Origin of the sequence: Microbacterium sp. UBA837 (assembly GCF_002296025.1) — a bacterium.
In the GTDB taxonomy this organism is placed as follows: Bacteria; Actinomycetota; Actinomycetes; order Actinomycetales; family Microbacteriaceae; genus Microbacterium.
On the sequence record NZ_DBHD01000131.1, the window covers coordinates 1 to 21,995 of the forward strand.

Annotated in this window: 23 protein-coding genes and 1 tRNA gene; 11 read left to right on the top strand and 13 right to left on the bottom strand. The window is 67.5% G+C overall.

Annotated elements, in window-relative coordinates; translation table 11 throughout:
• Positions 1-1,329 (bottom strand): molecular chaperone DnaK (gene dnaK, locus B3587_RS09645; RefSeq protein WP_292728173.1); only part of this gene is annotated, 1,329 nt, incomplete at its 3' end.
• 163 nt (positions 1,330-1,492) lie between these two features.
• Between dnaK and B3587_RS09650 the strand changes: the two genes are divergently transcribed.
• Positions 1,493-2,059 (top strand): GNAT family N-acetyltransferase, encoded by a 567-nt coding sequence (locus B3587_RS09650; protein ID WP_292728175.1) that lies wholly within the window; start codon positions 1,493-1,495, stop codon positions 2,057-2,059.
• Positions 2,060-2,073: 14 nt separating this feature from the next.
• Here B3587_RS09650 and B3587_RS09655 read toward each other — a convergent pair whose 3' ends face one another.
• Genes B3587_RS09655 through B3587_RS09665 form a run of 3 tightly spaced genes read right to left on the bottom strand, consistent with a single transcriptional unit; the run spans position 2,074 to position 4,394 of the window.
• Entirely contained in the window at positions 2,074-2,685 is a 612-nt protein-coding gene (locus B3587_RS09655) for a hypothetical protein (protein WP_292728177.1), read from the bottom strand.
• Positions 2,682-3,902 (bottom strand): cation:proton antiporter, encoded by a 1,221-nt coding sequence (locus B3587_RS09660; RefSeq protein WP_292728179.1) that lies wholly within the window; start codon positions 3,900-3,902, stop codon positions 2,682-2,684. The genes B3587_RS09655 and B3587_RS09660 overlap by 4 nt, the downstream gene beginning before the upstream one ends.
• A 3-nt stretch (positions 3,903-3,905) precedes the next feature.
• Entirely contained in the window at positions 3,906-4,394 is a 489-nt protein-coding gene (locus B3587_RS09665) for a cation:proton antiporter regulatory subunit (RefSeq protein WP_228178247.1), read from the bottom strand.
• Between the two features lie 62 nt (positions 4,395-4,456).
• On the opposite strand from B3587_RS09665, the gene B3587_RS09670 reads away from it, so the two are divergent.
• The gene (locus tag B3587_RS09670) at positions 4,457-5,911 is read left to right on the top strand and encodes an MFS transporter (protein ID WP_347424211.1); all 1,455 of its coding nucleotides are present in this window, start codon (positions 4,457-4,459) and stop codon (positions 5,909-5,911) included.
• 110 nt (positions 5,912-6,021) lie between these two features.
• On the opposite strand, the gene B3587_RS09675 is transcribed toward B3587_RS09670, so the two are convergent.
• Positions 6,022-6,606, bottom strand: a complete 585-nt coding sequence (locus B3587_RS09675; protein WP_292728182.1) for a MarR family winged helix-turn-helix transcriptional regulator — start codon at positions 6,604-6,606, stop codon at positions 6,022-6,024.
• 140 nt (positions 6,607-6,746) lie between these two features.
• On the opposite strand from B3587_RS09675, the gene B3587_RS09680 reads away from it, so the two are divergent.
• On the top strand, positions 6,747-7,466 hold the full coding sequence (locus B3587_RS09680) for a hypothetical protein (RefSeq protein WP_292728184.1): 720 nt from the start codon (positions 6,747-6,749) through the stop codon (positions 7,464-7,466).
• A gap of 132 nt (positions 7,467-7,598) precedes the next feature.
• Here the strand turns inward: B3587_RS09680 and dcd are convergent, their stop codons facing one another.
• Positions 7,599-8,192, bottom strand: coding sequence for a dCTP deaminase (dcd, locus tag B3587_RS09685; protein WP_292728186.1), 594 nt, complete (start codon positions 8,190-8,192; stop codon positions 7,599-7,601).
• Between the two features lie 60 nt (positions 8,193-8,252).
• On the opposite strand from dcd, the gene B3587_RS09690 reads away from it, so the two are divergent.
• Positions 8,253-8,326 (top strand) — tRNA-Gly (locus B3587_RS09690).
• A 205-nt stretch (positions 8,327-8,531) separates the two neighbouring features.
• Here the strand turns inward: B3587_RS09690 and B3587_RS09695 are convergent.
• Entirely contained in the window at positions 8,532-8,726 is a 195-nt protein-coding gene (locus tag B3587_RS09695) for a hypothetical protein (protein WP_228179511.1), read from the bottom strand.
• Positions 8,727-8,934: 208 nt separating this feature from the next.
• Here B3587_RS09695 and B3587_RS09700 point away from each other — a divergent pair, with 208 nt between their 5' ends.
• From B3587_RS09700 to B3587_RS09710, 3 genes are read left to right on the top strand one after another with little or no spacing between them, the layout of a single operon-like run.
• The gene (locus B3587_RS09700; protein ID WP_292728189.1) at positions 8,935-9,618 is read left to right on the top strand and encodes a TetR/AcrR family transcriptional regulator; all 684 of its coding nucleotides are present in this window, start codon (positions 8,935-8,937) and stop codon (positions 9,616-9,618) included.
• A gap of 42 nt (positions 9,619-9,660) precedes the next feature.
• Positions 9,661-10,602 (top strand): ABC transporter ATP-binding protein, encoded by a 942-nt coding sequence (locus tag B3587_RS09705; RefSeq protein ID WP_292728190.1) that lies wholly within the window; start codon positions 9,661-9,663, stop codon positions 10,600-10,602.
• Position 10,603: 1 nt separating this feature from the next.
• The gene (locus tag B3587_RS09710) at positions 10,604-11,401 is read left to right on the top strand and encodes an ABC transporter permease subunit (protein WP_292728192.1); all 798 of its coding nucleotides are present in this window, start codon (positions 10,604-10,606) and stop codon (positions 11,399-11,401) included.
• Positions 11,402-11,404: 3 nt separating this feature from the next.
• On the opposite strand, the gene B3587_RS09715 is transcribed toward B3587_RS09710, so the two are convergent.
• A complete protein-coding gene (locus B3587_RS09715) occupies positions 11,405-12,241 on the bottom strand; it encodes a PfkB family carbohydrate kinase (protein WP_292728193.1) in 837 nt (278 codons plus the stop codon).
• A 124-nt stretch (positions 12,242-12,365) separates the two neighbouring features.
• Here B3587_RS09715 and B3587_RS09720 point away from each other — a divergent pair, with 124 nt between their 5' ends.
• Positions 12,366-13,334 (top strand): nucleoside hydrolase, encoded by a 969-nt coding sequence (locus tag B3587_RS09720; protein ID WP_228179506.1) that lies wholly within the window; start codon positions 12,366-12,368, stop codon positions 13,332-13,334.
• A gap of 21 nt (positions 13,335-13,355) precedes the next feature.
• On the opposite strand, the gene B3587_RS09725 is transcribed toward B3587_RS09720, so the two are convergent.
• Positions 13,356-14,219, bottom strand: coding sequence for an EamA family transporter (locus tag B3587_RS09725; protein ID WP_292728224.1), 864 nt, complete (start codon positions 14,217-14,219; stop codon positions 13,356-13,358).
• 64 nt (positions 14,220-14,283) lie between these two features.
• Positions 14,284-15,576: a serine hydrolase domain-containing protein gene (locus tag B3587_RS09730; RefSeq protein WP_292728194.1), complete on the bottom strand. Its 1,293-nt coding sequence runs from the start codon at positions 15,574-15,576 to the stop codon at positions 14,284-14,286.
• 79 nt (positions 15,577-15,655) lie between these two features.
• Here B3587_RS09730 and B3587_RS09735 point away from each other — a divergent pair, with 79 nt between their 5' ends.
• Positions 15,656-15,964: a DUF2470 domain-containing protein gene (locus B3587_RS09735; RefSeq protein ID WP_228179504.1), complete on the top strand. Its 309-nt coding sequence runs from the start codon at positions 15,656-15,658 to the stop codon at positions 15,962-15,964.
• 72 nt (positions 15,965-16,036) lie between these two features.
• Positions 16,037-16,702 carry a heme oxygenase (biliverdin-producing) gene (locus tag B3587_RS09740; protein ID WP_228179503.1) on the top strand — a complete coding sequence of 222 codons (666 nt, stop codon included), beginning with the start codon at positions 16,037-16,039 and terminating at the stop codon, positions 16,700-16,702.
• Positions 16,703-16,709: 7 nt separating this feature from the next.
• Here B3587_RS09740 and B3587_RS09745 read toward each other — a convergent pair whose 3' ends face one another.
• Positions 16,710-18,086 (bottom strand): ATP-dependent DNA helicase, encoded by a 1,377-nt coding sequence (locus tag B3587_RS09745; RefSeq protein ID WP_228179502.1) that lies wholly within the window; start codon positions 18,084-18,086, stop codon positions 16,710-16,712.
• Between the two features lie 68 nt (positions 18,087-18,154).
• On the opposite strand from B3587_RS09745, the gene B3587_RS09750 reads away from it, so the two are divergent.
• Complete coding sequence (locus B3587_RS09750; protein WP_228179501.1) at positions 18,155-19,279, top strand: hypothetical protein; 1,125 nt, start codon at positions 18,155-18,157, stop codon at positions 19,277-19,279.
• 13 nt (positions 19,280-19,292) lie between these two features.
• Here the strand turns inward: B3587_RS09750 and B3587_RS09755 are convergent, their stop codons facing one another.
• Together B3587_RS09755 and B3587_RS09760 are read right to left on the bottom strand one after the other, a co-directional pair.
• Entirely contained in the window at positions 19,293-21,269 is a 1,977-nt protein-coding gene (locus tag B3587_RS09755; RefSeq protein ID WP_292728195.1) for a bifunctional copper resistance protein CopD/cytochrome c oxidase assembly protein, read from the bottom strand.
• Between the two features lie 74 nt (positions 21,270-21,343).
• The gene (locus B3587_RS09760; protein ID WP_195692545.1) at positions 21,344-21,631 is read right to left on the bottom strand and encodes an HU family DNA-binding protein; all 288 of its coding nucleotides are present in this window, start codon (positions 21,629-21,631) and stop codon (positions 21,344-21,346) included.
• Positions 21,632-21,995 lie beyond the last annotated feature (364 nt).

Below are 21,995 nucleotides of genomic sequence, written 5' to 3' on the forward strand. Positions count from 1 at the left end.
AGGGGCCGGCGCGATGCCGGTGAGTTCGAAGGTTCCCAGCGGCTTGTTGTCGCGGGTGAACTCGCGCTCACCCTGGAAGACCTGGATCGCGACGGACGGCTGGTTGTCGTCGGCGGTCGTGAAGGTCTCGCTGCGCTTGGTCGGGATGGCGGTGTTGCGCTCGATGAGCTTGGTCATGATGCCGCCCTTGGTCTCGATACCGAGGCTCAGCGGGGTGACGTCGATGAGCAGAACGTCCTTGCGCTCACCCTTGAGGACACCGGCCTGAAGCGCCGCACCGACGGCGACGACCTCATCAGGGTTGACTCCCTTGTTGGGCTCCTTGCCGCCGGTCTCCTTCTTGACCAGGTCGCTGACGGCGGGCATACGCGTCGACCCACCGACGAGGACGACGTGGTCGATGTCGCTGACCTTGATGCCGGCCTCGCGGATGACGTCCTCGAACGGCTTCTTCGTGCGGTCGAGCAGGTCCTTTGTGAGATCCTCGAACTTCGCGCGCGTGATCGTCTCGGACAGCGACACTGGGCCGTTCTCCGTCAGCGACAGGTAGGGCAGGTTGACACTCGTGGATGCCGAGCTCGAGAGCTCCTTCTTCGCCTGCTCCGCGGCCTCCTTGAGTCGCTGCAGCGCGATCTTGTCGCCCGAGACGTCAACACCGGTCGTGTTCTTGAACTGCGTGATCAGGTAGTCGACGACCCGCTGGTCCCAGTCGTCGCCACCGAGGCGGTTGTCACCGGCTGTCGAACGGACCTGGATGGTCGAGAAGTCGTCATCCTTGCCCACCTCCAGCAGGGAGACGTCGAAGGTTCCACCACCGAGGTCGAAGACGAGGATGAGTTCGTCTTCCTTACCGCGGTCCAGGCCGTAGGCGAGGGCGGCGGCGGTGGGCTCGTTGATGATGCGCAGGACGTTCAGGCCCGCGATCTCGCCGGCTTCTTTGGTCGCCTGACGCTCGGCGTCGTTGAAGTAGGCGGGAACGGTGATGACGGCGTCGGTCACCGAGTCACCGAGGTACTGCTCGGCGTCGTGCTTGAGCTTGGCCAGGATGCGCGCCGAGATCTCCTGCGGCGTGTACTTCTTGCCGTCGACGTCGAAGGTCCAGTCGGTTCCCATGTGGCGCTTGACCGACGAGACGGTGCGGTCGACATTGGTGACGGCCTGGCGCTTGGCGGTCTCGCCGACCAGCACTTCGCCGTCTTTCGTGAAGGCGACCACCGACGGGGTGGTGCGGAAGCCCTCGGCGTTGGCGATGACCTTGGGCTCGCCGCCCTCGAGGACGCTGACGACGGAGTTGGTGGTTCCGAGGTCGATTCCCACTGCACGTGGCATCTGATTCTCCTTGTTCTGCGTGGAAGCGATGTTCCGGTTGAAAGTCGACTCGCGCTAACCCGGCGGGTTGAGCCGCGATGACTCAAGCCTAGCCACCCACCCTCTCGGTGTCAACTGGAGTTGAGTCCACTCGTATCAATTTTGTGCGGGCGATAATGATCGCGTGAACCTTCCCTGGCACTTCGCTCCGCTGCGCGGCGAGCGTGTGACACTCGACCTCGTCAGCACGGACGACGTGGAGGCGCTGAGCGCGATTCAGGGCGACCCGGCGATCGTGCGCTACATGCTCTACGAGGCGCGGTCGCGAGAGCAGGTCGTCGCCGCCATCGAGCGCGACAGCGCCCACGACTCCCTCGAGAAGGCCGGTGACTACGTTCAGCCGGCGATCCGGGATGCCGATGGCCAGCTGGTCGGAACGCTGTACGTCAAGCTCGTCAGCACCGATGACCGCACCGCCGAAATCGGATGGCTCCTGTCGGCATCCGCGCGGGGCAAGGGCTACGCGACCGAGTCCGCTGACATCTTCCTGCGGGTCGGATTCGAGGAGCTCGGGCTGCACCGCATCTACGCCGAACTCGATCCCCGCAACGAAGCGTCAGCCGCAGTCTGTGCGCGGCTCGGAATGCGTCACGAGGCCCATCTGCGCGAGAACATGTGGCTGAAGGGCGAGTGGGTCGACACCGCGATCTACGCGATCCTCGAGCAGGACTATCGACGCATTCGGGCCTGAGTGCCGCGAGTGATTCACACGAGCTTCGCGAGGGTTTGCAGCGCAATCACGAGAAGGCCGAGCCCGATGAGGATGCCGAGAGCGAGCACCCTCTCCCACCACCTCGCGTGCGAACGGCGAACGGCGAGCCAGCCGATCAGCGCGAGGGTGACGACGTAGACGATGGCGGCAGCGCTTATCGCCGTGGACAGGTCGATGATCTCGAGCCATCCGAGAAACAGTAGTCCGCCCGGCACGGCAACCGTCGACAGGCCACCGCCGGCGACGCGGGTCAGGACGATCCAGTCCCGGCCATGGGGAAACTCCCCCTCCACCGCGAGGTGCGAAACCACGTCTGACACCAGACCCGCGATCGTGATGCCGATCACACCGAACAGCAGGGCAAGCAGGGCGTGGTCGGCATCCTCGTGATCGGAACCCGCGATCACGAGGATGATGGCAAGTCCTGTGAAGGTGGCGTAGATCCGCTCGCGAAGATAGGCGCCGACTGCCCGGCTGCCGCCGGTGTTGAAGAGGCGGTCATAGCGCCGCTGCATCGAGGAGCCGCCCTCGGGGGCTGCCGGCCGGTCGTGCGCGTCCTTCGGGCGGGCACCGTCGGCGGTTTCGTCGGCAGATGCGGGAGTCATGATGTCTCTCCTCGGCTCTCGGCCGCCGCCCGCTGTCGCATCCGCCGTGCCTTTTGACGCGCCTTGGCCCAGGCGTCGAAGCGCGCGGTGTCGGGGATGCGGGCAAGGAGCGGCCCGACCACGATGGTGATGAGTACATAGGCCGTCGCTAGGGCGGCAAGTGATCGATCGGCGCCAGCCGATACCGCAAGCCCCGCGATGACGATCGAGAACTCCCCGCGGGGCGTGAGAGCGAAGCCGGCACGCCAGCGCCCCGGTTCGGCGATTCCGGCCTTGCGGGCGGCAAGATAGCCGGTCAGCACCTTCGTGCCCATGGTGACGACCGCCAGGATGAGCGCGGGGATGAGAACGGGAGGGAGATCGGCGGGGTCGGTCGAGAGACCGAAGAAGAGGAAAAAGACCGCCGCGAACAGGTCGCGGAGCGGAGTGAGAACCTGCGTCGCGTGCTCGGCGGCGGGGCCGGAGATGGCGATGCCCACGAGGAAGGCGCCCACCGCGGCAGACACGTTAGCCTCTGCGGCAAGACCCGCAACGATCAGGGTGAGTCCCAACACCGACAGCAGCAGCACATCGGCGCGCTTAGACCAGACGAGCTTGGAGACAAGCGGCCCGTGTCGCAGTGCCACCCACAAGATGACGAGCACGGCGGCAAGCGCGATCGTGACGCTTATCGTCCCGCCGGCGAGGTCCATACCGACCAGAACAGCCGTCAGGATCGGAAGGTAGAACGCCATCGCCAGATCTTCGATCACGAGGATCGAGAGGATCGTCGGCGTCTCACGGTTGGGGAGACGCCCGAGATCCTGCAGCAACTTCGCAACGACACCCGATGATGAGATCCACGTGATCCCGGCGAGCACCAGGGCACCGATCTGCCCCCAGCCGAGGACGAACCCGGCGATGGCACCGGGGACGGCGTTCAGGGCCATGTCGATCCCGCCGGCCATGCGTGACCGGTTGAGGCTGCCCATCAGCTCTTTCGCGTTGTACTCCAGGCCCAGCATCACCAGCAGCAGAATGACGCCGATCTCAGCGCCGACCTCGATGAACTCCTCGCCCTGCGAAATCGGCAGAATGCCGCCCTCACCGAACGCGAGACCGCCCAGGAGGATCAGCGGGATGGGGGAGATCCCGATGCGGCCCGCCAGGCGACCCAGCAGCGCGATGCCGAATAGCAGCGCGCCGATCTCGAGAAAGAGCAGCGCGCCATCATGCATCGATCAAGCGCCGTTCAGGATCCGGACCAGGTGCTCAAGACCCTCACGGGTGCCGACGACGACCAGGGTGTCTCCGGCGCGCAGCGCGTCGGAGGGCTCGGGCGCCGGGATCACGCCCGACTCGCGCACAATGGCCACGACGGAGCAGCGCGTGAGCGTGCGCGCTTTCGTGTCGCCGAGGGGTCGCCCGACGTACGGGGAGTCTGCCCGCACGGGAATCTTCTCGATCTGCAGGCCGGCGAAGGCCTCCTGCAGGCCCGCCAGCTGGGTGAGGATCACCGAGCCGCCGAGCACCTCCGAGAGCGCCGTGGCCTCGTCATCCGTCAACGCGAGGGTGTCACCGCAGCGGTCGGGGTCGTCCTCGTCGGAGATCGCTATCTCTCGACCGCCCTCGCGGAAGTTCACCACCGAGAGACGCCGACCATCGTCGGTGAGGATGTCGTGACGGATGCCGATGCCGGGTAGCTCGGCGCGCTCCACGTGAACGGGCATGCGCCCATCTTCCCACCAAAAGGGCTACCCAATGTTCACTCTGGACCCCTAGCGTATGGCGAGTGAGCGACAGCGAGCCCGAACTCCGCGAGGCCCAGGCCCCGACACCCGACGCAACCGGTGTGCCGACTCCTCCGCCGACCACCGACACCGATGCCCTCGAGAGCCTGGCGGTGCTCTTCCAGGACTCCACCGAGGAGCGGCACGTCCCGCGCAAGCAGGTGATCTCGTGGGCGTTCTGGGACTGGGCGACCCAGCCTTTCAACTCCGTCATCCTCACCTTCGTCTTCGCGGCCCTGTACCTCGTCTCCGACAGCTTCCTGCCCGCTGACGTCGCTTCGCTCCCCGATGATTCCCCTGTCAAGGAGGCGGCGCTGGCCGACCTCACCAGCGGGTACGGCTTGGTCACCACCATCGCGGGGCTGCTGATCCTGTTTCTCGCGCCGGTCCTCGGCCAACAGGCCGATCGCCGGGGCAGCAAGAAGCGCTGGCTCTTCGTGTTCACGATGCTCCTCGCGCTCACGCAGTTCGCGTTGTTCTTCGTCTACGCCCAGCCCGTCTTCTTCTGGTACGGCGCGGCCGTGCTGGCCGTGGGTGCGGTCATCTCCGAGATCGCCGGCGTCAACTACAACGCGCTGCTCGTCCAGGTGTCAACGCCGAAGACGGTCGGCAAGGTCAGCGGCCTCGGCTGGGGCATGGGCTACATCGGCGGAATCGTCGCCCTCGTGATCGTCGTCGCTCTCACGTTCGCGGACTGGTTCGGGATGGACACCTCCGACGGCCTCGCGTATCGCCTGATCGCGGTCGGATGCGGTGTGTGGACGATCCTTTTCTCCATCCCGCTCTTTCGGAACGTCCCCGAGCCCCCGCCCTCGGCGCCCGGCCAAAGCGTGGGCTTCTTCCGCAGCTATGTGGTGCTCGTGCACGACATCGCGCGCCTGTTCCGGGAGCACCGTCCGACCTTCTGGTTCCTCATCGCCAGCGCCGTGTACCGCGACGGTTTGGCCGGGGTCTTTGCATTCGGCGGAGTGCTCGCAGCCGTCGCGTTCGGATTCGGGCCGACCGACGTCATCCTGTTCGCGATCGCGGCCAATGTCGTGGCCGGGCTGTCGACGATCATCGCGGGTCGGTTCGACGACAGGTTCGGCGCGAAGGCCGTCATCGTCGTCGCCCTGACCACCCTCGTGGTCGTCGCGTTCGTCGTCTTCGCGTTCCACGACCTGGGTGCCGTCATCTTCTGGATCGGCGGACTCATCCTCTCGGCCATGGTCGGGCCGGCGCAGGCAGCATCCCGCTCGCTGCTCGCTCGCGTCACCCCGACCGGGATGCAGGGTGAGATCTTCGGGCTCTACGCCACAACCGGACGCGTCGCGAGCTTCCTCTCCCCGGCCATGTGGACCGTCTTCATCGCGTATTTCGGCTCGACCATCTTCGGCGTCCTCGGCATCGGACTGGTGCTCCTGCTCGGCCTCATCCTGCTGCTGCTCGTGCGGCTGCCCAAGCGCTCGGCGGTCTGAGCGCGGCGCTCGCCTCCGCGATGTAGGACAACTCGCCTACGTAGGAGTATTGGGGCGGCATCCGTCCTACCTGGGTGATTACTCCTACCTACGGGATGCAGCGAGGCGGGTCAGCTGGGCCAGGCGTCGGCGAGCTTGGTCAGCAGACGGGCGAGGTCGGTGCGTTCGGCATCCGTGAAGGATGCCAGGGCCGTCGTGATCGCATCGCGTCGCTGATCGCGAAAGCCGCGGACGAAGGTCTCGCCCTTCTCGGTGAGAACGATCCGCGTTCGGCGGGCATCGTCGGGGTCGGCCTCGCGGCGAACGAGCCCGAACTCGACCCCCTGCTGCACGAGGCGCGATGCGCGAGGCTGATCGACGCCGATCGCTTCGCCGAGCTCGCTCACAGTGAGCGGATGGTCGCTGGATGCCAGCACTTCAAGCACACGCATCCGCGCCGGACCCGAGATGCGGGCATCGCCGCGATGTTCTTTCGAGCCCATCGGTCCCACCCACGGGCCCCAGCCGGCGCCCGGACCGAAGCCGGGGCCGCCTCGGTGATGACCGCGCCGACGATGGCCGTCCGCGTCGTCGGTCCCGTGGTTCTGCGAGTCGTGCGGCCCTGGAGGCATCCACGGCAGGTGGCCGCGCCGTCCTCGCAGGCGAACGAGTGCCGCCGCGATCTGATCGATGGGGTCGGACGGCGTGATCGGCATCCCTCCAATTTACATGCGAGTTGACATGGATATCGATTACATGTCACCATGCAAGTACATGCACTAATACATGCATTCCGGAGCAACGCAAAAGAGCGCCCGGAGACGACGCGGGTTCTGCCCGCCAGAGAGGATTCCCCATGTACACCCACGAAGAACACCACGAAGACGCACCCGCCGGGAGCGACCGCCCGCTCGGCTACTGGCTGCGCCTGGTCGAGGCCCTGATCAGCCGCGAGTTCGACACACGCCTCGCCGAGTGCGGCGCTGACCGCCGCGATTGGATGCTGCTGGGCGTCATCGACGGCACGCACGCCTGGGCCCGAGCACCTCGAGGCAAGCGGATGCGCCGCCTCGAGGATCGCGGCTGGATCGAGCAGAACGGATCCGGCGACTGGACGCTCACCGACGCCGGTCGTGAGATGAAGGAACGCCTCGCCGAGGCCGTGTCCGGCATCCGTGAGAGCGTCTCGGGCGCCGTCTCACCCGAGGACTACGCCACGACCATCGCGTCACTTCAGGCGATGGCCCGCGGACTCGGCGGAGAGCAGGAGCACGACCTGGACCCGGACCTCGGCTTCGGCCGGTGCGGCCGCGGGCGGCACGGTCGCCCCTTCGGACCGGGGTTCCACCCCGGATTCGGACGCGGCTTCGGCCCCGGTTTCCGTCCGGGGTTCGGTCCGGCGTTCGAAGCCGACAACGATGCGCGCCATTGCGACGACGGCCGTGACCACGGCTCGCACCGACAGGGTCACCGTCACGGCAAGCCTCACCGGGGCGAGCACCGCCGCGGCGAGCGCGCCTACGAGCGGGGCTTTGACGCCGGCTTCACGCGCGGTCGCGAGTCAGCGGCAAGCTGAGGCATTCCGACCCCAAACACACCTATCGGTCGCGTCGTCTTGCGGGTTCGGCTCACGTCAACCCGCAAGAAGGCGCGACCGAACTGTTGCTGGCGGCTCGCTGAGCCAGAGACAGGATGACTAAGCGCCGGACTACTCCGCGGCGCGGGTTCCGACATCCGTGCGGTGAAAATTCTGGTGCGAACGGGATGCCGTCGGTCCGCGTTGTCCTTGGTAGCGGTTGCCGTACGGGCCAGATCCGTAGGGGTTCTCGGCGGGAGACGACAGCCGGAAGAAGCACAGCTGCCCGATCTTCATGCCGGGCCAGAGCGTGATCGGCAGGGTAGCGACGTTCGACAGCTCGAGGGTCACGTGGCCCGAGAAGCCAGGGTCTATGAACCCCGCAGTGGAGTGCGTAAGCAGCCCGAGCCGCCCGAGCGAGGATTTGCCTTCGAGCCGCGCGGCGATCTCGTCGGGGAGCGTCACCTGCTCGAACGTCGAACCCAGGGCGAACTCGCCCGGGTGCAGGATAAACGGTTCGTCGGGTGCCACTTCGATCAGCCGTGTGAGATCGGGCTGGTCGACGGCGGGGTCGATGAACGGATACTTATGGTTGTCGAACAGCCGGAAGTAGCGATCGAGGCGAACGTCTACGCTCGAGGGCTGCACCATCTCGGCATCCCATGGGTCGAGCGCGACCCGACCAGTGGACACTTCGTGGCGGATGTCGCGGTCCGAGAGCAGCACGAGCCCAGCCTACGACCCCTCGCGAGCTGCTTGGTATGCTGGCGGGGCGCCTCGGCGCATGGGGCTGTAGTTCAATGGCAGAACTTCTGCTTCCCAAGCAGACAGCGCGGGTTCGATTCCCGTCAGCCCCTCCAATGCCCTCACGTGCGGCCGTAGGCCGTGCGGGAGGGCATTCGCGTGGGTGCCGTAGGAACCGATCTCCGCGTGCGGGTGGGCCCACGCCGCCGGAGGCTCCGCGCGCCGCACAGCGGCGTGTGGAGTGGCGGATGGAAGCGAACCTGCCGAAAGCATCGAAGGCTCACGCAGTACTCTGCGCGGGCCTTCGGGTTCAGGGGGACGTCAGTCTCGGGCTTCTTCCTTGACGTCGTTGCGAGCCTTGATGGCGTCGCGTTCGGCCTCCGCCTTCTTGACGTCAGCTTCGGCCGACATCTCTTCGGCCTTGTCCTTGACGCGGTCGACGCCGTCCTGGATGGCGTCGGCAGTGTTCTCCGCAGCCTCCGCGAGGTTCTTTTTCGCATCGTCCATGAATCCCATGGGGTCTCCTTTCGTCTGCAGAGCGCGTACTCACGTCGCAATCGATGAGATTAGCTGACCTGTTCGCCGCTTCCCAGGGGCTTGCGGGATTGGGCCTGACCAGACATAGTTCGCGTCGGCGGGCCTGATCCTCCAGACGCCAGCAACGGAGGCCGGCGCCCCTTGACGGCACACTGAACAAGTGTTTAACCTGTTGAACATGCGTTCAATGCCTGACGCCTCGACCCGAGAGCGGATCCGCGATGCGGCCATCGCGGCTTTCGCGGAGCGCGGTTTCGACGCAGCGAGCCTGCGCGACATCGCACAACGGGCGGGCGTCAGTGCCGCTCTGATCGTGCACCACTTCGGCTCGAAGGAAGGCCTGCGCGAAGAGTGCGACGCCCATGTCGTCCAGACACTGGTCACCGACAAGGGGCGCCTCGCAGGTGGCGGTGCGTCAGCGATGATGCGGGAGGCCCTCGCTGACCGCCAGCGCTATGAGCCGCTGCTGGACTACATGTCCCGGATGCTGACATCCGACACCGCGGCGGCAGACGATCTGTTCGACTCCTTGGCCGCCGCGACGCGCGACCTGCTCGAGCAACAGGCCGCGGCCGGGATGATGCGCCCACAGTCCGACATGGACGCGACCGTCACCGCAGTGACGCTGTACGGCCTCGCCCCGGTGCTGCTGCGCCGCCAGCTCGCTCGCAGCCTCGGTGAGGACGGCCTGACCGAGGCGCTTCTTCGCCGGCTCACCCTGCCACTCCTGGAGCTCTACACCCACGGCATCTACGCGGACGACCGGCTGCTGACCGCCGCGCAGGACGCGCTGGCGCGACCCCTCGGCCCGCCCTCGGGCAAAGGTGAGAACGACCCGCACCAGGATCCCGACCCGCCGCTGGCCGGCTGACCCCGGCATCCATCAACACTCCAGCGACGAAAGGAGCAGGGGATGACCCCTGCCATTGAACTGAACGACCTGCGCAAGCAATACGGGCGGCGCACCGCCCTTCACGGCCTCACCCTCACGGTAACTCAGGGCACGGTGTTCGGCCTGATCGGCCCCAACGGGGCCGGCAAGACCACGACTCTCCGGATGCTGGTCGACATCATCCGGCCGACCAGCGGCACCGCCCGCGTCTTGGGAACTGATCCGCGAACCGGCGGGGCCGCGCTCCGGCGACGCATCGGTTACGTCCCCGGTGAGTTGCGGATGGAGGGACGCGCCACCGGACGACGTCTCCTCGACTTCTACGCGAGCGTCTCGGGGCCGGTGCGCCAGGGACGGATCGAGCAGCTGGCCGAGCGTCTCTCGTGCGATCTGTCCCGTCCCGTCCGCACCCTCTCGAAGGGCAACAAACAGAAGCTCGGGCTCATCCAGGCATTCATGCACGAGCCACCGCTGCTCATCCTCGACGAGCCGACGAGCGGACTGGACCCCCTCATGCAGCGCGAGTTCCTCGGGCTTGTGCAGGAGGCCCGACACAACGGCCAGACTGTCCTGCTGAGCTCTCATGTCCTCAGCGAGATCCAGCAGGCAGCTGACGACGTCGCCGTGCTCAGCCAGGGCCGGATGGTCGCGGCGGGTGCTGTCGACGAGCTCCGGCTCGGCGCCGTGCGCCGCATCCGGGCTGTGATGACGGATGCCGACCCCGACGCGGTCCGCGGCGCACTCACACCGCTGTCGCCGGCCACGCCTCCCGAGGTTCGCGCGCAGGATGACCGGGTGATCGTGCACGCCACGATCGAGGGTGAAATCGACCCACTCGTGAAGGCACTGGCCCGTTTCCACGTGGCGGAGCTGCTGATCGAAGAGCCCGACCTCGAAGAGTCGGTGTTGCGCCTGTACGGCGCCGCGAGCGCCGATACTTCCGCAGCGATGGGAGGCGAGTGACATGGCCGGTGTGCTTCCTGTCGCAGGCCGGAACCTGCGCGACTCCTGGCGCGGGCTGCTCGCGTGGGCGCTGGGTCTGACCGCGGCCCTTGCTCTGTACCTTCCCCTGTTTCCATCGTTCGGCAGCAACGGCTCGCTCGAGGAGATCATCGCCACCCTTCCCCCGGAGTTGGTCGACGCGCTCGGCTATGACCAGATCGGCACCGGCTCGGGATATGCGCAAGCAACCTTCTTCGGTCTGATCGGTTTCGCGCTCATCGTCATCGCAACCACCGCCTGGGGAGCGAGCGCGATCGGTGGCGCCGAAGAGAACGGCCGCCTGGAACTCGACCTCGCCCACGGCATCGGCCGCGTTGCCTATGTCCTCGAGAACGCGCTGGCTATCCTCGTCAAGCTCATCGCGCTCGGCGTCGTCATCGGCGTGGTGGTTGGGGTCCTCAACGGTCCCTCGGAACTCGGGCTCGAAGCATCCGGAATCGTCGCTGCCACAGCAGCCCTCGCGGGGCTGGGGGCACTGTCTGCCACAGCCGCGCTGCTGGCCGGAGCGATCTCCGGTCGCCGGATCGCCGGGGTCGCGGCCGGTGCGGGAATCGCCGTCTACGGGTACGCACTTCAGGCTGTCGCGAACCAGTCCGAGGATCTCGCGTGGGTTGAACGGCTGTCGCCGTGCTCCTGGGCCTACAGCGAGGCGCCGCTCGAATCGGGATTCAGCTGGGGCATCGCAGCGGTCTGGGGTGTCGCGATCGTGCTGACGGGCGCGGCAGCTCTCGCCCTGCGCTCCCGCGACGTGACCGGCTGAGCGCTACCGGTACTCAGCGAGAGAACGAAGGGGCGGCTGGGCGCCGACGTGGGTCACCGCGTCGGCGCCCACCGCGCACGCGGCAGCGAGCGCAACCTCGTCGGGCCACCCGGCGTGGATGGCAAGCGTGATGGCGGCACTGAATGCGTCCCCCGCCCCAACGGCGCTCACCGCGTCGACCACGGGTGACGGAGCGGTCAGCACCCGCGTCCCCTCTCGCCACAACGAAGCTCCCCGGGCTCCGTGCGTCACGACGACCAGGCGCGCGGCCGACACTGCCGGGAGCGCGGCGAACTCCGCGTCGTTGACGATCACGAGATCCGCACGGCGCAAGACCGTCTCAGAGACCTCGCGGGCCGGCGCTGCGTTCAGCGCGAAGAACCCGGGCACGGATGCCGCGAGAGTCTCGATCGCGTGCGGCGGGATCTCCAGCTGCGCGAGCACGGCTTCGTCGGGCGTGAACTGGCCCGCGCCATCGACCGTATCGTTGGCGCCCGCGCACACCACGATTGTGTTCTCGCCCGCGGCATCCACCGTGATGAGTGCCGTTCCCGTCGGTGCTGCGACGACACGGATGCCTGACGCGTCGACTCCCGCGCGGCGCAGGTTCTCGAGCATGGCCCGACCGTCGGCGTCGTCTCCAACGGCCCCGAGCATCCGTACCGCCGCGCCCAGTCGAGCGGCTGCAGCTGCCTGATTCGCCCCTTTGCCTCCGGCGCCCCGAACCGGCCCGACACCACGCACCGTCTCACCGGGGACCGGGAGCTGATCGACGGTGACCGAAATGTCGACGTTGATGCTTCCGACCACACAGAGCGGACCGGGGGCTGGGGATGTCATGTCCACATTCCATCACGCGGCATCACCCCGGCTACGACCAAGGGGTCACCGCGCGATATAACCGAAGGGGTGCGCGACGCACCCCGGACAGCGCCGTCCGCTCACCTCATCACCCCGGAGCGACATGACTGCGCCACTTCCGCTGTACCTCGACTGCGACACCGGTATCGACGACACCGTCGCCCTGGCCTACCTGCTGCGCTCGCCCCTGGTGGAGCTGGTCGGCATCGGAACGGTCAGCGGCAACACGGATGCCGCGCAGGCGGCCCGCAACACCCTCGACCTCCTGGCGCTGGCGGGCGCGCCCGACATCCCCGTCGCTGTCGGCGCTCACGACCACCTCAGCCACCCCTACAGTGGCGGCGCGCCACACGTGCACGGCGCCAACGGCATCGGTGGTGTCGCCCTTCCCGAGGCAGGAAACACGGCCTCGTATCGCGACGCTGCAGACCTTCTTCTCGAGCTGTCCCACGCTCACGCTGGCGCGCTTCACATCCTCACTATCGGGCCCGTCACCAACATCGCGATCGCTCTGGAGCGAGACCCCTCGCTGCCGTCGCGGATCGCCGGTGTCACGACGATGGGTGGCGCAGCTCTCGTCCCCGGCAACATCACCCCCGTCGCGGAGGCGAACATCTTCAACGACCCCGAGGCTGCCGACGCCCTCGCGCGGGCCGACTGGGATGTGACGTTCGTTCCCCTGGACGTCACGATGAATCACATCCTCACCGACAGCGACCGCGGCCTCTTGCTCGCCTCCGCTGATCCGTTCGCCCGCGCTGTCGGCGAGATCCTCGATCACTACCTCGACTTCTATGTGCCTCAGTTCGGCGCCCGGCTGAGCCCGCTCCACGACCCGCTGGCGGCGATGGCCGCGGCCGGCGCCCCGGGCATCGGCCCTGGCCTGCGAGTTCCCGTCGTCATCGATACGACCGACGGACCCTCTCGCGGCTCGACCGTCGTCGATATGCGCGGGCAGCGCCTCGGCCCTCGCGATCACCAGGGTGTGCGGACCCGGGTGCTCTTCGAGGGCTCCGATACCCTCACCGCGCACCTGGTGTCGACGATCCTCGGCGACGCGGCCGCGCAGTAGCTCGCGTCAGGCGGCACGGGTTCACGGCAAGGGCTCAGCTGGCGCGACATCCGGTCCGTGCGCGCCGGTTGTCGTTCGGGCTGATGCTGCACGCACCGCACCGATGCTCGCGGCGATGACCAACGCGACTCCGACGATCTCGAGCCACGTCATGCCCTGACCGAGCAGCAGCCAGCCGGCAAGGGTCGCTGTCGCCGGGGCGAGACTCATCAAGATCGCGAAGGCGGATGCCGCCAGCCGTCGCAGCGCCAACAGTTCGAGTGCATACGGGATGGTCGAAGACAGCACTGCCACTGCCGCGCCCAACGCGAGCAGATCGACGCGCACGAGCGCGCCACCGGCGGCGATCAACCCCCACGGCAGTGCCGCAAGCGCCCCCACGACCATTGCGAGAGCGAGCCCATCGAGGCGCGGAAACTCACGCCCCACCCGCGCAGAAGCGAGGATGTACAGCGCCCAACTAGAGGCAGCTCCCAGGGCGAACAGCACGCCGAGGGGATCCAATCGGTCCCAGCCGCCGCCGGCCAGGGCGATGACCCCGACGAGCGCGAGTCCCGCCCACAGCCAGGCGCTGGCGCGACGCGCGGCGATCACCGAGAGCACGAGCGGTCCGAGTACCTCGATCGTCACGGTGACCCCGAGAGGAAGTCGTGCGAGCGCCAGATAGAACAGGCAGTTCATGAGGGCGAGGACCAGACCGAACCCGATGACCGATCGCCAGGCTGCCGGCGTATGACCGCGAAGGCTCGGCCGAGCGATGATCATGAGGATGACGGCCGAGAAGCCGAGGCGCAGGAAGACGATCCCGAGGGGCCCGAGGGCAGGGAACAAGAGCACGGCGAGCGATGCCCCGAGCTCCTGACACACCAGACCCGTGACGACCATCCCGACCGCGAACGGCGGCGACGACAGGGGGACGGCGCGCGGTGCGTTCACCCCGCGTCCGTGGTCACGGCTGAGGCAGCGGGCACACCGCTGCGCCGCGGATGGTCTCGGCCTGCTGTTCGGCGGTCCACGGCAGCCCGGCCGCGGGGGCTGTTTCGCCTGCCGCGGCGGGGGCCTTCGAGGCGATCGCGGCAAGTTCCCAGGCGAGGTTGGCGGCAAGCCCCGCGGGAGCCGCGGAGTTGTTGAGGACGACCGCCACAGTGAGGCCGGTGTCGGGGTCGGCGTAGGCAGCTGTGAGATACCCCGGAATCGCGCCGTGCTGACCGATCAGGCCCCCCGCGGTGAAGGCTCCGCCGTCATAGGTGTACCAGGTCGGTGCGCCCGGGTACACCGCGCGGGGGCTATCGAACCGCGTCTGGTCATCTGCCAGCAGTGCGCCGGTGGCAAGCGCCTGCGCGTAGCGACCAAGATCGGTGATCGTCGAGACCGCTCCCGAGTCGGCGTAGCCGATGCTCGCGGATAGCGTGGTGATATCGAGGGGGTCGGCGCACAGCAACTGCCCGTCCTCGCCCGGCAGCGAGTTGTTGCCGCGCAGCGACGGCGTGTCGCTGTCACCGGACGGTGTCGCCGGCTCCGGACCGGGTAGCCACGTGGAATCGAGAGCGAGAGGCTCCGTGACGTACTGCTCGACGAGGTCGGGCAGGGATGTCGCCGTCGCCGTCTCGAGCGCGAGACCGAGCAAGAAGTAACCGGCATCCGAGTCGACGAAGGCGTCGCCGGGATCGGTGGTGCGCTCTCGCCCCATGCCGTAGGCGGCGAGTTCGAGCGGGGGCCACTCGCGGTTCGGGGTCTTCAGCCAGTCATTCCAGAGCGAGGGCGCTGATGCGCCGAGGCCCGACGAGCTGTCGCACAGCTGACCCAGGGTCACGTCTTCCAGGCCGGATGCGCCCCCGACGTAGTCTGAGATCTTGTCGCTAAGGGCGACGACCTCCTTCTCGACGAGCGCGTAGAGCACGTCGCAGGTCATGGCACGCGTCACGCGCGCTGCGCGGAACTCCATGTCGGAGGTGACCTCCTGCGAGCTCGACGGAGACTGCGTCCCGACGCCGGCGACCCAGGAGCCGCTCCAGGGCGCCCAGACGCCCACGATGGCGCCCGACGATCCGGTCGCGGCCATGGCCTCGGCCAGCGCCGCATCCAGCTGCGACTGAGTGTCGGCGGGAAAGCCGCCCTCGACCTGGGCCGGCACGTCGATCTCGACGGTTTCCGTGGGAGCGCACCCAACCAGGGTGGCCGCGAGGGCAACCGTCGCGATCCCGAGGGCGCTCCATCGCCTCCTGAGGATCGTCGCACCCATACCCAACCCCCGTTGTTCGTGCATTCAGCATTCAAACACATCAACATCACACGAAGATCACGGCCCCTACGCTGTGACCATGACGTATCGCTTCGACGACAGCATCCGCACCGGCGTCCTTGCCCACATGAACGGCGACCACGGCGGCGACAATCTTCTGATCGTCAGGGCGTTCGGGCAGGCGGATGCCGTGAGTGCGGTCATGTCGGATCTCGACGGCAACGGCGGCGTGTGGGATGCCGAAATGGGCGATGGCGCGACGGTCACCGTGTCCGTGCCATGGCCGGGGGGCCCCATCACGGAGCGCCCGCAGATTCGGGCCGAGATCGTGAAGCTCTATGACGCGGCGTGCGAGCGTCTGGGAGTCCAGCCCCGACCGCACGAGTGAGTGGCGCCGACCCGCAACCACGGGGACTTTGGGCTTGTCAGGTTCTGCTTACCTGAAGGTACACTGGTGCCCATGACACCCGTGACCCCATTCTCGGCCGCCCTGCGCGAGCGTTCGAGCAATGCCCACTCGGGCAGTGAACACGCCGGCTTCATGAGCGATCTCATGAAGGGCGAGGGCACGCGCGAGGACTACATCGCGCTGGTCGCCCAGCACTGGTTCATGTACGACGCGATCGAGCGCGCTGCCGAGGTGATGCGCCACGACCCCGTCGCCGCGCCCTTCATCAGCGAGAAGCTCACCCGCATTCCGGCGCTGGAGGCCGACCTCGAGTTCCTCATCGGACCGGATTGGCGCGACCGGATCGCCCCACTCCCGAGTACCCAGCGTTACGTCGACCGGATCAACGAGGTCGGCTCCACCTGGGCCGGGGGATTCGTCGCCCACCATTACACCCGCTACCTCGGCGACCTTTCGGGCGGCCAGTTCATCGGCAAGCTCATGGCGCGTCAATTCGGCTTCGAGACCAACGGCATCGGCTTCTACGTCTTCGACGACATCGCCGACCCGCGCGCGTTCAAGGACGTGTATCGGGAGCAACTGGATGCCGCTCCCTGGGACGCCGACGAACAGGAGCGCGTCATCGACGAAGTGCTCCGCGCCTACCAGTTCAACACCGATGTCTTCGTCGACCTTGCCGCCGCCAAGGCTTCGGGCAGCATCGCCGAGATCGCCTGAGCGATCCTCAGGCTCGCCCGCGGACGGCAGCCATGAACCGCTGCACATCGGGGTCGACCCGGATGTCACGGGGCCGCAACGGGCGCGTCAGGTAGAGCCCGTCAAGCGAGGTCAGGCGGCTCAGCGCCACGTAGGTCTGGCCGGGCGCGAAAGCACCCGAGCCCAGGTCGATGATGGCTCTGTCGTACGTCTTCCCCTGCGACTTATGAATCGTCACCGCCCACGCCAGGCGCAGCGGGAACTGGGTGAACTCCGCCACGATCTCGCGCGAGATCGACCGCGTCGACGAGTTGTACGCGTACCGGAACCTTTCCCAGACGGCGGGCTCGACATCCATCTGTTCACCATCGACCTCCACGCGCACCGTGCCGCCGGCGATCCGCGTCACGGTTCCGATGGTGCCGTTCACCCACCGGGGCGGCTGGCCGAATGTCGACACGTCGTTGCGCAAGAACATGACCTGAGCACCCACCTTGAGCTGCAGTTCCGCGTCGGCGGGATACGCGGCATCCCCACGTCCGAAGTCACCGCTGATCTCGGCGTGCGCCGTCTGAGTCGCACCCGGCAGCGCATCCAGGTGAGCACGGTTGATGCGGGTGACGATGTCGTTGCGTGTGGCAAGCGTGATGATCGGAGGTTCGTCGGCCCCACCCACCGGCGGGGTGCGAGCGCCAGTGTCGTTGAGCACCTGGGCGATGTCGGCGGTGACCCGACCGTGGCGTACGGCTCCCAGCATCCGGCGGAACTCCGGATCGGATTGCCGGTGGATCTCGGTGAGCTCGCGGATCTGGAGCGATGCGCCGTACCGCCCGAGATCCAGCAGCGACGACCCCTCCGATCCGGGAAGCGCCGCGTCCGACCCCGCCCACACCCGCGCATCGAAGAACCAGAACGACCGGTAGTGATCGCGGATGTACCGCTGCTCGTCGCCATGTCGTGGCGGCACCGGCGCGAGCTGGTACGGATCCCCGAACATGACGATCTGCACTCCACCGAACGGCTCGGCACGCCGACCTCGTGCCTGCCGAAGGGAACGATCGATGGCGTCCATGACGTCGGCGTTGACCATCGAGATCTCGTCGATCACGAGGGTGTCGATGGCGTTCAGCAGCTTGCGGGTGGCATCCGGATGCTCGAGGTCGGCGTCCGCGATCAAACCGATCGGCAAGCGCAGCAGAGAGTGGATCGTCTGGCCTTCGACGTTGAGGGCAGCGACACCGGTGGGCGCACAGACGGCGATCTGTTTGCTGGTCCGGTAGGACAGGTGCTGCAGGAGCGTCGACTTGCCGGTTCCGGCCCGACCGGTCACGAACACGTGGTCGCGCGTGTCCTCGATGAGTCGGAACAGCGCCTCTTGCTCTGCGGAGAGTTCGGGCGCCTGCACCGGGCCATGCTACCCAGCGCGCGCCGCGGCAGGGCGTCCTCACAGCACGTCGTTCCTAGACTGGTGCCGTGAGCACCACGGGGGAGAACGCGTCGGGCGGTGCTGCCATCGCGCCCGAGACGCCACTCGCGACAGGCGCCGCGCAGCGCGCGTCTCGCCGCGGCCGCCGGGACGCGCGCCGCTCACTCACCGGCGACCTCATCATCCTCTCGGCGGTCGGCCTACTGCTGATCGCCGCGTTCATCGCCGCGGGAGCGACCCTCTACGCGCAGTTCTACAGCCCGTCGGCCTTCGTGGTGCGCTACGCAAACCTGCTCGCTGACGGCAATGCCACCCAGGCGCTTGCCGTGCCGGGGGTCGCGGTCTCGTCAGCCGACCTGGAGGCCGCTGGGCTCCCCGCCAACGCTTCCGAGGACTTCCTTCGCTCCAGCGCGCTCGGCGATCTCAGCGACATCCGTGTCGTGTCTGAAACGAGAAGCGGCGACACCGTCGCGGTGACCCTCGCGTACTCCGCGGGCGGCCACGACGCATCCACGACGTTCTCGGTGGTACAGGACGGCATGATCGGGATCTTCCCGCGCTGGGAGTTCGCGCAGAGCCCCATCGCGGTCATGGATCTCACCGTCAACGGATCGGCGGAGTTCGCGGTGAACGGCTTCAGCGTGGACAAGCGGCAGGTCTCGCCCGACGGAGTCGCCGCCGACCTGTCAGCGTCGATTCCCCTGCTCGTGTTCTCACCCGGCATCTACTCGGTGACCGTCGACACCCCCACCGCGACCTCGCCGGGAGTTGCGATGCTCTCCGACGTCCCGTTCACAAGTGTCCCGGTCACGGTCACCGCGACGGCATCCGACGAGTTCGTCACCCTCGTGCAAGACAAGGTGGATGCCTTCCTCGAGGAGTGCACGCTGCAGCAGGTTCTGCAGCCCACCGCCTGCCCGTTCGGGTTCGATCTCACCGATCGAATCGTCACTCTGCCGACGTGGTCGATCGTGCAGGACCCGACGGTGTCGCTCGTGGCCGACGGCGCCGGGTGGCGCATCGCTGAGGCAGCCGCCATGGCGCACATCGAGCTTCGCTCTCGCTCCCTGTTCGACGGCAGCGTGAGCGATGTGAGTGTCGATGTCCCGTTCGTGGTCACGGGCACCATCGACATCCTTCCCGACGGCACGGCCTCGATCCTGCTCGGGTGAGGGTCGGCCGAGCTCAGCGCCCCACGCGTGCGTCGCGCTCGGCGAGCTGCGCCAGCCGAGCGTTGTACTCCTCGAGTTCGGCATCCGCCGTGCGCTCGGCCTGCCGGTCCTCGCGCCGTTGCGCGCGTTCGTCGCTGCGGCTCCACTGAATGGCGACGGTGATCGCGAGGATGAGGGTCGGGATCTCCCCGATCGACCATGCAATGCCCCCGCCGATGTACTGGTCCTCGAGCGGCGTCGCCCCCCACGTGCGGCCCATCGCCCCGAACCACTCGGCCACCATCAGCCCGCTGTTCATCATGATCGCGATACCGAAGAAGGCGTGCATCGCCATGACGCCGATGAGGATGAGCAGGCGGAACGGGTAGGGAAGGCGGTAGGGCACCGGATCGATGCCGATCAGCGACAGCACAAACAGGTAGCCCGTGATCAGGAAGTGGAAAATCATCCACTCGTGCCCGAGGTGGTCGTACAGACTCCAGCGGAACAGGTCGGTGTAGTAGAACAGCCAGAGCGAGAGGACGAAGTTCCCGGCGGCGAAGAACGGGTTGGTCACGACCTTCGCGAACGGCGTGTGGATGGCCCAGAGGATCCACTCGCGGCCACCGCGCGTGCCGTCATCCCGCTTGCGTACAGCACGCAGTGCGAGGGTGACCGGGGCTCCCGCGACCAGAAGCAGCGGGATGCCCATCGTGAGCGCCATATGCCCGAACATGTGAACGCTGAACAGGTACTCCTGGTAGACGTTGTGTGCACCGTTGGTGATCCAGGCGAGCATGACGAGGCCCGAGAGGAACAGCACCGTGCGATACAGCGACCACCGATCGCCGCGGGCACGAAGGCGCCAGACGCCGGCGAGATAGAAGAACGCCGCGAATGCGCACAGCAGCGCCCACAGCAGGTCGATCTCCCACGCGGCCACCCACTGCCACGGGGTCAGCTCGGGCGGTAGCGCCGCGCCCGTGAGGAACTCGGCCGGCGTCCGCAGCTCGGGCAGCGACGTGTCGACCGGCGGTGGGGTGCGCGCGAGCGCGACGGCGGCACCGCTCGCAAGTCCCATGAACCCGATCTCAGCGAGGATCAGCCACCAGAAGAACCGGGATGCGCGACTCTCGCGCATCCGATCGATCAGCCGAAGCCGGTACCAGGCCCCGAGCAGCCCAATGGCGACGAGCGCGACGATCTTCAGGGCGAGGATCGCGCCGTACGGCGAGAGCATCGCCTCCCACGTCACGACGCCGATGACACCGCGCACGTACCCGGATGCCGCGACGACCACGAACGCCACTATCGCGATGGTCGAGTACCGGCGCAGCACTGTCGTCATCCGCTCGGCGGGCAGCAGGGGCCGGATGACGATGAGCAGCAGCAGTCCCCCGAGCCAGAGAGCCGCTCCTTCGATGTGGAGCACCGTGGCCATCACCGCGGCGTTGTGGTTGGCCTCCTCTCCCGAGTGGCCCTGCGTGCCCACCGGGACGAGGGCAGCGATCGCGAGGATAGCGACCAGAAAGGTTCCCGTCCACGAGCGGACCGCGAAGGTGAGCACCGTCAGCAGTGCCCCGAACACCGTGGTGAGCAGCCACGCGCGACCGAGTTCGGTGTCGGTGAGGAACTTGCCGAACTGCGCCCCGAACTCGGGGCCGAGCGTGACCTGTGCGTTGAAGGCGTCGATGAACGTGAAGAAGCCCGTGACACCGGCGGCGACGGTGAAGACGGCTGCCGAGACGGATGCCACGTCCAGGGCCACATCGAAAGCCCTGTCGCCGGCCTTCAGGGCGAACAGGGCCAGGATCAGTGATCCCAGCAGCCCGGCTGCCGCGAGGTTGAAGATCAGCGTCGTGGTCGGCAGACCCCAGCGGACCACGGGTCCGGCATCTGCGATCACCAGCGGCGCGGCGCCGCCGCCGTACGCGAGGGAGGCCACCATCACGACGACGGCGACCGTCACGAGCGTCGCCGGGCCGATCGCCCGCAGCAGGCGGGAATCCATCCCCTCAGCCTACGCGCGCGAAAGGGGAGCATCCGCGGACGGACGCTCCCCTTTCGAGGTGAAGACGATAGGTCTTACTTGGCGGCAGCCTTGAGCTTGGCGCCGGCCGAGACCTTCACGCGCTTGCCGGCGGGGATCTTGATCTCCTCACCGGTCTGGGGGTTGCGGCCCGTGCGAGCGGAGGTGGCGACCTGCTCGAACGAGACCCAGCCCGGGATCGACACCTTGCTGCCCTTGGCGACGGCCTCGGCGACAGTGGTGAACAGCGCGTCGACGACGCCCGAAACGGTGGCCTGGCTCTGACCGGTCGCGCTTGCGATGCTCGCGACGAGCTCGGTCTTGGTGATGGACTTTTCAGCCATTGTGGTTGTCCTCCAAGGCGGTGAAGTCCCCGCCCTCGTGCATGGACCGAAAGCTAGGTGGCTCTCGGCTGGTCTCTTGCCGACCGACCTCGAATATACCCACGAACCCCGGAATTCCGCGGATTTCGCGGGCATCGGCGTCCGATTCGCGGCGTGTCGCGTCACGGAAGTGACGCGTGTGACTCCCGTGACTGTCCGCCCCCCTCTCGCCGAGACTGCAACGTGCCCGCGAGACGGGTGCGCCGGAGCGAGGTCTCGCGGGGACGTTGCAGTCTCGCGGGGGAACGCCAGAGCGAAGGAACGCGCAAGGCCCGACATCCGTGAGGATGCCGGGCCTTGCGTTCGCGGGCTGGCTTACCAGCTC